General features: G+C 70.1%; 10 protein-coding genes. 8 read left to right on the top strand and 2 right to left on the bottom strand.

What is annotated here, in order from left to right; genetic code table 11:
- Positions 1-105: 105 nt before the first annotated feature.
- Complete coding sequence (paaN, locus tag ACH4EW_RS06215; protein ID WP_398252104.1) at positions 106-1,806, bottom strand: phenylacetic acid degradation protein PaaN; 1,701 nt, start codon at positions 1,804-1,806, stop codon at positions 106-108.
- 123 nt (positions 1,807-1,929) lie between these two features.
- Here paaN and ACH4EW_RS06220 point away from each other — a divergent pair, with 123 nt between their 5' ends.
- Positions 1,930-2,523, top strand: a complete 594-nt coding sequence (locus ACH4EW_RS06220; protein ID WP_398252107.1) for a TetR/AcrR family transcriptional regulator — start codon at positions 1,930-1,932, stop codon at positions 2,521-2,523.
- A 183-nt stretch (positions 2,524-2,706) separates the two neighbouring features.
- On the opposite strand, the gene ACH4EW_RS06225 is transcribed toward ACH4EW_RS06220, so the two are convergent.
- Positions 2,707-3,213: an Lrp/AsnC family transcriptional regulator gene (locus ACH4EW_RS06225; protein ID WP_398253298.1), complete on the bottom strand. Its 507-nt coding sequence runs from the start codon at positions 3,211-3,213 to the stop codon at positions 2,707-2,709.
- 264 nt (positions 3,214-3,477) lie between these two features.
- On the opposite strand from ACH4EW_RS06225, the gene pdhA reads away from it, so the two are divergent.
- The 7 genes from pdhA (at position 3,478) to ACH4EW_RS06260 (ending at position 12,096) form a co-directional block, all read left to right on the top strand.
- Positions 3,478-4,641 carry a pyruvate dehydrogenase (acetyl-transferring) E1 component subunit alpha gene (gene pdhA / locus ACH4EW_RS06230; protein ID WP_398252110.1) on the top strand — a complete coding sequence of 388 codons (1,164 nt, stop codon included), beginning with the start codon at positions 3,478-3,480 and terminating at the stop codon, positions 4,639-4,641.
- Entirely contained in the window at positions 4,638-5,669 is a 1,032-nt protein-coding gene (locus ACH4EW_RS06235) for an alpha-ketoacid dehydrogenase subunit beta (RefSeq protein ID WP_398252113.1), read from the top strand. Before pdhA ends, ACH4EW_RS06235 begins: the two co-directional genes overlap by 4 nt.
- Complete coding sequence (locus ACH4EW_RS06240; RefSeq protein WP_398252116.1) at positions 5,669-7,150, top strand: dihydrolipoamide acetyltransferase family protein; 1,482 nt, start codon at positions 5,669-5,671, stop codon at positions 7,148-7,150. Before ACH4EW_RS06235 ends, ACH4EW_RS06240 begins: the two co-directional genes overlap by 1 nt.
- Positions 7,151-7,248: 98 nt before the next feature.
- Positions 7,249-8,097, top strand: a complete 849-nt coding sequence (locus tag ACH4EW_RS06245) for an NTP transferase domain-containing protein (RefSeq protein ID WP_398252119.1) — start codon at positions 7,249-7,251, stop codon at positions 8,095-8,097.
- Entirely contained in the window at positions 8,094-9,848 is a 1,755-nt protein-coding gene (locus ACH4EW_RS06250) for a molybdopterin molybdotransferase MoeA (protein WP_398252122.1), read from the top strand. Before ACH4EW_RS06245 ends, ACH4EW_RS06250 begins: the two co-directional genes overlap by 4 nt.
- A complete protein-coding gene (locus ACH4EW_RS06255) occupies positions 9,806-10,942 on the top strand; it encodes a potassium channel family protein (RefSeq protein WP_398252125.1) in 1,137 nt (378 codons plus the stop codon). Before ACH4EW_RS06250 ends, ACH4EW_RS06255 begins: the two co-directional genes overlap by 43 nt.
- Positions 10,943-11,109: 167 nt before the next feature.
- Complete coding sequence (locus tag ACH4EW_RS06260) at positions 11,110-12,096, top strand: NAD(P)H-quinone oxidoreductase (RefSeq protein WP_398252127.1); 987 nt, start codon at positions 11,110-11,112, stop codon at positions 12,094-12,096.
- Positions 12,097-12,104 lie beyond the last annotated feature (8 nt).

A 12,104-nucleotide genomic window follows, 5' to 3' on the forward strand; every position in this document is an offset into this window, starting at 1 on the left:
ATGCCGGAGGGGCTGGAAGGAGGGCTGAGGGAGCTGGGGGCAAGCAGGGGGCTGGGAGGGGTCAGGGGCGAGAGGCGGACAAGTCGGGAAGGGCAGGGCTGGGGATTACGCCTGGCGGCGGACTTCCACCATGCGGAAGCGGCTTGCTACGAAGGCTCCGTCGCACAGGGCTGCGTTCGCTGCGGGGTTGCCGCCCGAGCCGTGGAAGTCGGAGAACGCCGCGGTCTGGTTGACGTACACCCCGCCGGTCAGGTTCAGCGAGAGCTGGGCCGACTCTTCCAGGCAGACGTCTTCCACCGCGCGCTCCACCTCCGGTGAGGTGGTGTAGGCGCCTACCGTCATCGCGCCCTTGTCGCGGATCGTGCGGCGGAGCAGTTCCACGGCGTCGGCCGTCGAGTCGACCGCTACCGCGAAGGAGACCGGTCCGAAGCACTCCGACAGGTAGTGCTGCTCGTCGTCGGGCTTGGTTCCGTCCAGTTTGATGACGACGGGGGTGCGGACCACGGCGTCGGGGAATTCCGGGTTGGCCACCTCGCGGGAGGTCAGGGCGACTTCGCCCAGCTCCGCAGCCGCCTCCAGGCGGGCCTTCACATCGGGGTTGACCAGGGCGCCGAGCAGTGCGTTCGCCCGGGCGTCATCGCCCAGCAGTCCGTTGACCGCGGAGGCGATGTCGTCGACGACTTCGTCGTACGCCTTGTCGCCGGCATCGGTCGTGATGCCGTCCCGGGGGATCAGCAGGTTCTGCGGGGTGGTGCACATCTGGCCGCTGTACAGCGAGAGGGAGAACGCCAGGTTGGCGAGCATGCCCTGGTAGTTGTCGGTGGAGTCGAGGACGATCGTGTTGACGCCGGCTTTCTCCGTGTAGACCTGGGCCTGGCGGGCGTTGATCTCCAGCCAGTCGCCGAAGGCGGTGGAGCCGGTGTAGTCGATGATCTTGATTTCGGGGCGGACCGCGAGGGTCTTCGCGATGCCTTCGCCCGGCCGTTCGGTCGCCAGGGCTACCAGGTTGGGGTCGAAGCCCGCCTCGACGAGCACCTCGCGGGCCAGCTGCACCGTGAGCGCGAGCGGAAGCACGGCGCGCGGGTGCGGCTTGACCAGGACGGGGTTGCCGGTGGCCAGGGAGGCGAAAAGGCCCGGATAGCCGTTCCATGTGGGGAACGTGTTGCAGCCGATCAGAAGCGAGATGCCGCGGGGTGCCGCGGTGAACGACTTGTGCAGTTGGAGCGGGTCGCGCTTGCCTTGCGGCTTGGACCATTCGGCGCTCTGCGGGGTGCGGATCTGCTCCTCGTACGCGTACGCCACCGCCTCCAGGCCGCGGTCCTGGGCGTGCGGGCCGCCTGCCTGGAACGCCATCATGAAGGCCTGGCCGCTGGTGTGCATCACGGCGTGGCCGAACTCATGGGTCCTGGCACTGATCCGCGCCAGGATCTCCAGACAGACCAGGGCCCTGGTCTCGGGGCCGGCCGCACGCCAGGCGGACATTCCCGTACGCATCGCCGGAAGCAGGATGTCCAGGTCGGCGTGCGGATATTCGACGCCGAGCTCCGGCCCGTACGGAGAGGTCTCTCCGCCCGTCCAGCCGTCGGTGCCCGGCTGGCCGAGGTCGAGCCGGGTGTGCAGCACGGCGTCGAAGGCTGCCTTGCCCTCGGCGGCGCTCAGGCTGCCGGGGGCGCCGCCCTCGCCATATGCCTTCGGATGCTCGGGATGCGGGGACCAGTAGGCGCGCGTACGGATCGCGTCGAGGGCCTGGTCGAGCGTGGGGCGGTGCTTCTCGGACAGCAGGTGCGGGGAGAGCTCGGCGGCCATGACGGACCAACTCCTCATCGAGCTGGGCAGGAACGGGCGGACAGAGTTAGAGTAACCGAACGATCGGTCGGGACAAGGGGGCCCGCCAAACCTGTGGACAACTCGTAGGGGAGGATCGCGGACATGACCACGGCCAAGCGGGACACGTACACCCCGGAGACACTGCTCACAGTCGCCGTCCGTGTCTTCAACGAGCGCGGCTACGACGGCACGTCCATGGAGCATCTCTCCAGAGCAGCGGGCATCTCCAAGTCGTCCATCTATCACCATGTCGCGGGCAAGGAGGAACTGCTCCGCCGTGCGGTCAGCCGGGCGCTGGACGGCCTCTTCGGAATCCTCGACGAGCCGGGAGCGACGCAGGGGCGTGCGATCGAGCGGGTCGAGTACGTCACCCGTCGCACCGTCGATGTGCTGATAGCCGAACTGCCCTACGTCACGCTTCTGCTGCGCGTACGGGGCAATACGAAGACCGAGCGCTGGGCCATGGAGCGGCGGCGCGAGTTCGACCATCAGGTGACCGATCTGCTCGGGGCGGCGGTCGCGGACGGCGATCTCCGCTCCGACGTGGACATACGGCTGGTGACACGGCTGCTTTTCGGGATGGTCAACTCCCTGGTGGAGTGGTACCGGCCGCAACCGGACGGCGGCGTCGACGCGGAGCGGCTGGCGGACACGCTCGTCCGGGTGGCCTTCGAGGGGATGCGGTCCAGCCGCTGAGCCGTTGACGGCCGGGCAGGTCCAGATCACCATGCCATCGGCATGACCGCTGGCGTGCTGCTGTTTTGCGTGTTCCCGGGATTCTGTCCGCTGCCGTGCTGCTTGCGGCCGAGTCGCTGACCGGATGCAGTGGAGGCGACGGTGACGGAGGGGCCGGCGCGTACTGGTTCACGCTGATTCCCGTCAGGTGAGCTCGGTGGGTCTGGCCGGGCCCTGAGCCAGGTCCGTCTCCTCGAACACAAGAAGTGTGCGGGTGGAGAGCACCTCCGGGATGGCTTGGATCCTGGTCAGGACCAGCTCGCGCAGCGACCGGTTGTCCGAGGTGTGCACCAGCAGCAGGACATCGAAGTCGCCGCTGACCAAGGCGATATGCGTGGCCCCCGGTAGCGCCTGGAGCTGCTCACGCACGGTGCGCCAGGAATTCTGGACGATCTTGAGAGTGATGTACGCGGAGGCGCCGTGCCCCGCCCGCTCGTGGTTCACGCGCGCGCTGAAACCGCGGATCACGCCGTCGTCGATGAGCCGGTTGATCCGGGCATACGCGTTGGCCCGGGACACATGGACGCGGTCAGCCACCGACCGTATCGAGGCGCGGCCGTCCGTCTGGAGCAATCGCAGGATGTCGCGGTCGACGGCGTCCAGCGGGCGCGCGGGCGGAACCTGGCCGGGGCCCTCGCCCCCGTCGGCCATTTGTTCAGCTGACATGTGCCCGCACCTCCCTGTCCTGGACGACCTGCCTCTATCCCAGGCTGTGGAGAACCGTTTGTCCACAGGCTGAAGGTGCCTGTAGCCAAAATGCGCTCGCGACCGAACAATCGGTAGGTGAGGCGCGCCACATCCGCGCCTCGGACAGTGCTCGACATTTCGATGTATTTCGACACCCCTCGACATCGGACGATCCACCGATGCCGCCAGACGCCGCTCGAAAACCCTCGATGCCAGGAGGTGCTTGTCATGACGGTCCAAGAGCTGCCCGGCGCGGCCGCTTACCGGCCCACGCCGCCCCCGGCCTGGAAGCCGCTCACCGATCCCGCGCCGCTGCTCCCGGACCCCGAGCCGTACCGCGTGCTCGGTACGGATGCCGTGGCCGATGCCGACCCCGAGCTGCTGCTGCGGCTCTACGCGGAGCTGGTGCGCGGCCGGCGGTACAACGCGCAGGCCACCGCTCTCACCAAGCAGGGCCGGCTCGCCGTCTACCCGTCGAGCACGGGGCAGGAGGCCTGCGAGGTAGCGGCCGCGCTGGTGCTGGAGGAGCGGGACTGGCTCTTTCCCAGCTATCGCGACACGCTGGCGGCCGTGGCGCGCGGCCTGGACCCGGTCGAGGCACTGACGCTGCTGCGCGGCGACCGGCACACCGGTTACGACCCGCGCGAGCACCGCATCGCCCCGCTCTGCACCCCCCTCGCCACCCAGCTGCCGCACGCGGTGGGCCTGGCACACGCGGCGCGCCTCAAGGGCGACGACGTGGTGGCGCTGGCCATGGTCGGTGACGGCGGGACCAGTGAGGGCGATTTTCACGAGGCGTTGAATTTCGCGGCCGTCTGGCGGGCCCCGGTTGTCTTCCTTGTGCAGAACAACGGCTTCGCGATCTCTGTACCGCTGGCTAAGCAGACCGCTGCTCCGTGCCTGGCGCACAAGGCCGTGGGATACGGGATGCCGGGCCGGCTGGTGGACGGCAATGACGCGGCCGCCATGCACCAGATCCTCGGTGAGGCGGTCGCGCGGGCCCGGAGCGGCGGCGGTCCGACGCTCGTCGAGGCGGTGACGTACCGCATGGATGCCCATACGAACGCCGACGACGCCACGCGGTACCGCGTCGAAAGCGAAGTGGAGGCGTGGCGTGCGCACGATCCGATCCAGCTCCTGGAGCGGGAGCTGACCGGGCGGGGGTTGCTCGGCGACGACGGGATCGAGGAGGCGCGCGCGGCCGCGGAGGGGATGGCTGCCGCTCTGCGTGAGCGGATGAACGCAGATCCGGTGCTCGACCCGATGGATCTCTTCGCCCATGTCTACGCGGAGCAGACCACGCAACTGCGGGAGCAGGCCGCCCGGTTGCGTGTCGAGCTGGAGGCCGAGCAGGGCCAGCACAGCCACAACGATCTGGAGGAAGGGCGATGACCACCGCAGCGGCGCCGGCCGGAGAGCGGACGGCGAAGGCCAAACCCGCCACCATGGCGCAGGCGCTCGGGCGAGCGCTGCGCGACTCGATGGCCGAGGACCCGACGGTGCATGTCCTCGGCGAGGACGTCGGCACGCTCGGTGGGGTCTTCCGGATCACCGACGGTCTGGCGAAGGAGTTCGGCGAGGACCGTTGCACGGACACCCCGCTGGCCGAGGCGGGAATCCTCGGCACGGCCGTCGGCATGGCGATGTACGGGCTGCGGCCCGTGGTGGAGATGCAGTTCGATGCCTTTGCCTATCCGGCGTTCGAACAGCTCATCAGCCATGTCGCCAAGATGCGGAACCGGACGGCCGGTGCCATGCCGTTGCCGCTCACGGTCCGGGTGCCGTACGGCGGCGGGATCGGCGGGGTCGAGCATCACAGCGACTCCTCGGAGGCGTACTACATGGCGACGCCCGGCCTCCATGTCGTCACGCCCGCCACGGTCGAGGATGCGTACGGGCTGCTGAGGGCATCGATCGCCTCCGACGATCCTGTGGTCTTCCTGGAGCCGAAGCGGCTCTACTGGTCGAAGGCGGACTGGTCGCCCGAGGCGCCGGTGGCCGTGGAGCCGGTCGGACGGGCTGTCGTCCGCCGGACCGGGCGCAGTGCGACGCTGATCACGTACGGGCCGTCGCTGCCGGTCTGTATGGAGGCCGCGGAGGCGGCCGTCGAAGAGGGCTGGGATCTCGAAGTCGTCGACCTGCGCTCACTGGTGCCGTTCGACGACGAGACCGTCGCCGCTTCCGTGCGGCGTACGGGGCGCGCCGTCGTCGTCCATGAGTCCTCCGGTTTCGGCGGTCCGGGCGGTGAGATCGTGGCCCGGGTCACCGAGCGCTGTTTCCACCATCTGGAGGCACCGGTGCTGCGGGTCGCCGGGTTCGACATTCCGTATCCGCCGCCGATGCAGGAGCGGCACCATCTGCCGGGCGTGGACCGGGTGCTCGACGCGGTCGCCCGCCTGCAGTGGGAGGCGGAGAGCTGATGCCCCAGGTATTCGAATTCAAGCTGCCGGATCTCGGTGAAGGGCTCACCGAGGCGGAGATCGTGCGCTGGCTGGTGGAGGTCGGCGATGTCGTCGCCATCGACCAGCCGGTCGTCGAGGTCGAGACGGCCAAGGCGATGGTGGAGGTGCCGTGCCCGTACGGAGGCGTGGTGACCGCGCGGTTCGGCGAGGGGGGCACGGAACTTCCAGTCGGGGCGCCGCTGTTGACGGTGGCGGTTGGGTCCGAGGGAGCCTTGGGGTCCGTGGGGTCGGGGGGCCCGGGGTCGGATGCGCGGGCCGGGGCTGCGGCGGTGGTGTCGGCTGTGGGGTCGGAGGCCGGTTCAGGCGGGCCGGGTTCCGGGTCCGGATCTGGGTCCGGTGAGGCGGAGGCGTCCGGCAATGTCCTGGTCGGATACGGGACGGGCGCACCGGTGGCGCGCCGTCGACGGGTCCGTCCCGACGCGATGGCGGCGCCTGGTGTCGCACAGGTGACGGCCGCGGCTGCGGTTTCTGCGGCTGTTCCGCACGCGGCGCGGGGGCCGGTGGCCGTCGTCTCCCCCCTGGTGCGGAAGCTGGCGCGGCAGCATGATCTCGATCTGCGGCAGCTGGCGGGTTCCGGGCCCGACGGACTGATCCTGCGGGCCGATGTCGAATCCGCGATCAGGGCATTGGCAGAGGGGGCGGCGGCTCCCACGCCGGCCTCGGTGCCGGAGTCGGCATCGGAACCGACGTCGCTGCCTCCGGTGCAGCCGTCGGTGGCGCAGAAGGCTGCGAGTCCGGCCGTGGAGCGGGTTCCGTTGCGCGGTGTACGGGGTGCGGTCGCCGACAAGTTGGTGCGCAGCCGCCGGGAGATTCCTGATGCCACGTGCTGGGTCGACGCCGACGCCACCGAGCTGATGGCGGCCAGATCCGCGATGAACAGCGCCACTGGACCGGCCGCCGGGCCCAAGGTGTCGGTGCTCGCCCTGCTGGCGCGTATCTGCACCGCTGCGCTGGCCCGGTTTCCCGAGCTCAACTCCACGGTGGACCTGGAAGCACGGGAGATCGTGCGGCTGCCGGAGGTTCATCTCGGGTTCGCGGCCCAGACCGAGCGGGGCCTGGTTGTCCCTGTCGTACGGGATGCGCAGGCCCGGAACGCGGAGTCGATCGGGGCCGAGATCGCCCGGCTGACCGAGGCGGCCCGGACCGGGAGGCTGACCCCGGCGGAGCTGACCGGTGGCACGTTCACGGTGAACAACTACGGGGTGTTCGGAGTCGACGGTTCGACCCCGATCATCAACCACCCGGAGGCGGCGATGCTGGGTGTCGGCCGGATCATGCCCAAGCCGTGGGTGCACGAGGGTGAGCTCGCCGTACGCCACGTCGTCCAGCTCTCGCTGACCTTTGACCACCGGGTCTGCGACGGCGGTACGGCGGGCGGCTTCCTGCGCTACGTGGCCGACTGCGTGGAACAACCGGCGGTGCTGCTGCGCACGTTGTAGGCGGAAAGGGGTGCGGGCTCCCGTTTCCTGCCCTCCCGATCCACTGGAACGCGGACCGGGAGGACCAACGGGAGGCTGCGCCCCGCATACTCGGATGCATGACCGCGTATGACGCCATCGTCCTTGCCGGAGGGGCCGCCAAGCGGCTCGGCGGCGCCGACAAGCCGGGGATCCGGGTCGGCGGCCGTGCGCTGCTCGACCGGGTGCTGACGGCCTGCGCCGGTGCCTCGGTCACCGCGGTGGTGGGCGGGCGGCGGCCCACGGTGCGCGCAGTGACCTGGACGCGCGAAGAACCGCAGGGCGGCGGCCCGTTGGCCGCGCTCGGTGCCGGGGTCCGGTGCACCGCCGCGGAATGGGTTCTCGTGCTCTCCGCGGATCTGCCGTTCCTCGGGGAGAGCACGGTCGGAGCGCTGCTGGCCGCTGCCGGTGACGGGCAGCGGGACGGGGCCCTGTGTACCGATCAGGACGGTCGTGACCAGCCTCTCGTCGCCGTGTACCGGGCCGAACCGCTGCGCCGCGAGCTCGCCCTGCTCGCCACTGAGCACGGCAGTCTGTCCGGACTTCCCCTGCGGTTGCTGACGAATGAGCTCGACCTTGCCCGGGTGGGTGCCGGTCCCCTCGCCTCCTTCGACTGCGACACCTGGGAGGACGTCGCGTCGGCCCGGGCCCGTGTCAGAGAGCATGGGACCGTGCTGGACGAATGGATCACCGCAGTCAAGAACGAACTGGGCATCGAACTCGACGTCGACACCGACGTCCTGCTCGATCTCGCCCGTGACGCCGCCCATGGCGTCGCCCGGCCCGCCGCGCCCCTGACGACCTTCCTGGTCGGGTACGCGGCGGCGAAGGCGAGCAGCGACGGCGACGGCCCGGCGGCGGTGGCCGAGGTCGCACGCAAGGCTGCCGCGCTTGCCCTCCGGTGGGCGGACGAGAACGAGACGCAATGACAGACCATATCGGCAGGTCCGACCCACCTTCGGCGGCCAACCCGTCGTCAGCGGGCAACTTGTCCTCGGCGAGCGACCGTCCTCCGGTGGCGGATCGGGTCCTGACTACTGAGGAGCTCCGAGCTGCCGAGGAGGACAGGGCTGTTGAACAGGCTCTCGCTCTGGTCGGGCGTCAGTCGTCGGGTGAGCCCCGCCCCGCACGTCGGCCTCAGTCCGCGGATCAGCCCCACTCTGCGGATCAGCACTTTGCGGATCAGCCCCACTTCATGGAATTCGGCCTCTCGGGGCAACCGAACTCCAAGGGCCTGCCCCGACCCGTGGAAAGACTCGCGTCCGCATCCCAGTTCCCGCACACCCATCCGCACCCGCACCGGAGCGCCGGCTCGCCCCACGGGCGTGACCGGCGCAGGCGGGCGACGCCCTGGCGGGAGGCGCGTGCCCTCGCCGCACAGTCGGGCCGGGACACTCCCGCCCGCGTCCGGCGACTCCCCCTCGACCAGGCGCTCGGACATGTACTCGCCGAGCCGCTTGTCGCACTCACCGATCTGCCGTCCTTCGACACCTCCGCCATGGACGGCTGGGTCGTCACCGGACCGGGGCCGTGGACCATCCGAACTGCCGAAGGAGCCGGAAACGAGAAGAGCTCCGGGGACACGGATGCAGGTCCACGCCCAGGCCAGGATCTGGGCATTCTTGCCGGGCACAGCACCCCCGCCACGCTCCCCGACGGCGATGCCGTACGGATCGCCACCGGCGCCCGCATCCCGGCGGATGCCAACGCCGTGATCCGCAGCGAACACGCTCACGTGGACGAGGCCAAGGGGCTGCTCCACTCGAAGCATCAGGTGCTCCCTGGACAGGACATCAGGCCCCGTGGTCAGGAATGCCGTTCCGGCGATCAACTTCTGCCCGCAGGAGCGCTGGTGACGCCCGCTGTCCTCGGTCTGGCCGCCGCTGCCGGGTATGACGAGCTCGTCACTGTCCCCCGCCCTCGCGTCGATGTCCTCGTCCTCGGTGACGAACTGCTGACCAGCGGTCTGCCGCACGACGGGCTGATCCGCGACGCGCTCGGCCCGATGATCGGCCCCTGGCTGCGCGCGCTGGGAGCCGAGGTCTCCGCCCCACAGCGCCTCGGCGACGATGCGGTGGCCCTCCGTCGCGTCCTCACCACCTCCGACGCCGATCTGGTCGTCACCACCGGCGGTACCGCCTCGGGCCCTGTCGACCACGTCCACCCGGTCCTCGCCGAGGCCGGGGCCGAGTTGCTGGTCGACGGCGTCGCGGTCCGCCCCGGTCACCCGATGCTGCTGGCCAGGCTCAAGACGGAGGGTTCAGGCGTGGGTCCCTACCTCGTCGGACTGCCCGGTAATCCCCTGGCCGCCGTCTCCGGGCTCCTCACGCTCGCGGCGCCGCTGCTCCGCGGGCTGGCCGGCCTAGCGCCGGAGGCGCCGTACCGGGTCGTCGTACGCGACGAGGTGCACGGGCACCCGCACGACACCCGTCTGGTGCCTGTCGTCCGCCGCACAGGCACCACCGGCGACAGCGCCGGCCGCCTCGGCGCGGGAACCAGCAGTGGTACCGAGCACGTTGTACCGCTGCACTACAACGGTCCGGCGATGCTCCGAGGAATTGCCGCGGCGGACGGGCTGGCCGTCGTACCACCGGGCGGGGTACGGTCCGGCACCGAGGTGGAGATTCTCGACGTACCGTGGGCCTCGGCGACGCCGCGGACGGAAGGGTGTTTCACGTGAAACTTCCCGGCCACGATGCGATGGCCAGGCACGCCGACGAGTATGTCGCGCCCACGCGGGCGCAGCTCCCGCGCAGGGTCGTCGACAGACCGGCGCGGCAGGTCGCCAAGCGGCTGATGATGGCGTTGATGGTGCTTGCCGCCACCGTGCTGATCGTCTGGCTCGACCGCGACGGTTATCACGACGCCGCCGATGGAAAAGTCGACCTGCTGGACGCGGTGTACTACTCGACGGTAACCCTTTCCACCACCGGCTACGGCGACATCACCCCGTACGGGGACAGAGCCCGGCTCATCAATGTGGTGCTCGTGACACCGCTGCGGGTGCTCTTCCTGATCATCCTGGTCGGCACCACTCTCGAGGTCCTTACGGAGCGGACCCGGGAGGACTTTCGGCTGAAGCGTTGGAGAACGAACTTGCGTGACCACACCGTTGTCGTCGGCTTCGGCACGAAGGGCCGTTCGGCCATCCAGACCCTGCGGGCCACCGGCCTGAAGAAGGAACAGATCGTCATCGTCGACCCGTCGACCAAGGTGATCGAGATTGCCAACGCCGAAGGGTTCGTGGGCGTGGTCGGTGATGCGACGCGCAGCGAGGTTCTGTTGCGGGCCGAGCTCCAGAAGGCGCGACAGATCATCATCGCCACACAGCGCGACGACACGGCGGTGTTGGTGGCGTTGACGGCGCGGCAGCTCAACCGCGGCGCGAAGATCGTCGCCGCGGTGCGCGAGGAGGAGAACGCTCCGCTGCTCCGGCAGTCCGGCGTTGACGCCGTGATCACCAGCGCCAGCGCGGCGGGCAGGCTGCTCGGCCTCTCCGTCCTCAGCCCCAGCGCGGGCACGGTGATGGAGGACCTGATCCAGCAGGGCAGCGGTCTCGATCTCGTCGAACGGCCGGTGATAAAGGCCGAGGTGGGCAAGAACGTCCGGGAGACCGACGATCTCGTGGTGAGCGTGTTGCGCGGGCATCGGCTGATCGGATACGACGATCCGGCGGCCAGTCCGCTGCAGTTGACGGACCGATTGATCACCATCGTGCGTGCCTCGAACGAACCACCGCTGAGCAACCCGGCTGCGGGCACGATGCGCCCGTAGCCGGGAATTGCGCCGCGCCCGTAGCGGGCGTCGCCGAGGCACAGTTCGCTTCCGCCGGCCCGGCCTGTTGTCGCCCTGTCCGCATGGCGGCGCCCGCCTCTTGGCGTTCTCCCGCCGCCTGGCGCCACGGCGTCGCCCGGCCCGCGCCACGGAGTAGCCTCGCCGCCATGTATGCGATCACGATCCCCGAACCCGGTGGCCCCGAGGCGCTCGTATGGGCCGAGGTGCCAGATCCGGTAGCCGGCGACGGCGAGGTCCTCATCGATGTCGTGTCCAGCGCTGTCAATCGCGCCGATGTGCTGCAGCGGCAGGGGTTCTACAACCCGCCGCCCGGCGCGTCCCCGTACCCGGGCCTGGAGTGCGCGGGCCGCATCTCGGCGATCGGGCCCGGTGTCACAGGCTGGTCGGTCGGCGACGAGGTGTGTGCGCTGCTCGCAGGCGGAGGCTACGCGGAGAAGGTCGCCGTCCCCGCCGGGCAGCTGCTGCCCGTACCGGACGGAGTCGGCCTGACCCTGGCCGCGGCGCTGCCCGAGGTGACGGCCACGGTCTGGTCGAACGTGTTCATGGTGGCCCATCTGCGCCCCGGCGAGACGCTGTTGGTGCACGGCGGGTCCAGCGGTATCGGCACGATGGCGATCCAGCTCGCCAAGGCCGTGGGCGCACGGGTCGCGGTGACCGCGGGCGGACCGGAGAAGCTCGCGCGCTGCGCGGAGCTCGGGGCCGACATCCTGATCGACTACCGGGGACAGGACTTCGTCGAGGAGCTGCAGACGGCGACGGACGGGGCCGGCGCGGATGTCATCCTCGACATCGTCGGCGCGAAGTACCTGGACCGGAACGTGAAGTCACTCGCCGTCAACGGCCGGCTGGCCATCATCGGCCTTCAGGGCGGCGTCAAGGGCGAGCTGAATCTGAGCGCTCTCCTGAACAAGAGGGCCGCCATCACCGCGACCTCGCTGCGTGGCCGTCCGCTCGCCGAGAAGGCCGCCATCGTCGCCGCCGTACGCGAGCACGTCTGGCCGCTGATCGCCGACGGCGTCGTACGGCCGATCGTGGACCGCACGCTGCCGATGCCCGATGCCGCCGAAGCTCACCGGGTGCTGGAGTCCAGCACACACATCGGAAAGGTGCTTCTGCAGACACCCGCGGGTTGACGCGGCGC

Origin of the sequence: Streptomyces sp. NPDC018000 (assembly GCF_044328025.1) — a bacterium.
In the GTDB taxonomy this organism is placed as follows: Bacteria; Actinomycetota; Actinomycetes; order Streptomycetales; family Streptomycetaceae; genus Streptomyces.

Coding starts and splice junctions, on each gene's coding strand:
- paaN (WP_398252104.1), bottom strand. CDS start 1,806: ATGGCCGCCGAGCTCTCCCCGCACCTGCTGTCCGAGAAGCACCGCCCC.
- ACH4EW_RS06220 (WP_398252107.1), top strand. CDS start 1,930: ATGACCACGGCCAAGCGGGACACGTACACCCCGGAGACACTGCTCACA.
- ACH4EW_RS06225 (WP_398253298.1), bottom strand. CDS start 3,213: ATGGCCGACGGGGGCGAGGGCCCCGGCCAGGTTCCGCCCGCGCGCCCG.
- pdhA (WP_398252110.1), top strand. CDS start 3,478: ATGACGGTCCAAGAGCTGCCCGGCGCGGCCGCTTACCGGCCCACGCCG.
- ACH4EW_RS06235 (WP_398252113.1), top strand. CDS start 4,638: ATGACCACCGCAGCGGCGCCGGCCGGAGAGCGGACGGCGAAGGCCAAA.
- ACH4EW_RS06240 (WP_398252116.1), top strand. CDS start 5,669: ATGCCCCAGGTATTCGAATTCAAGCTGCCGGATCTCGGTGAAGGGCTC.
- ACH4EW_RS06245 (WP_398252119.1), top strand. CDS start 7,249: ATGACCGCGTATGACGCCATCGTCCTTGCCGGAGGGGCCGCCAAGCGG.
- ACH4EW_RS06250 (WP_398252122.1), top strand. CDS start 8,094: ATGACAGACCATATCGGCAGGTCCGACCCACCTTCGGCGGCCAACCCG.
- ACH4EW_RS06260 (WP_398252127.1), top strand. CDS start 11,110: ATGTATGCGATCACGATCCCCGAACCCGGTGGCCCCGAGGCGCTCGTA.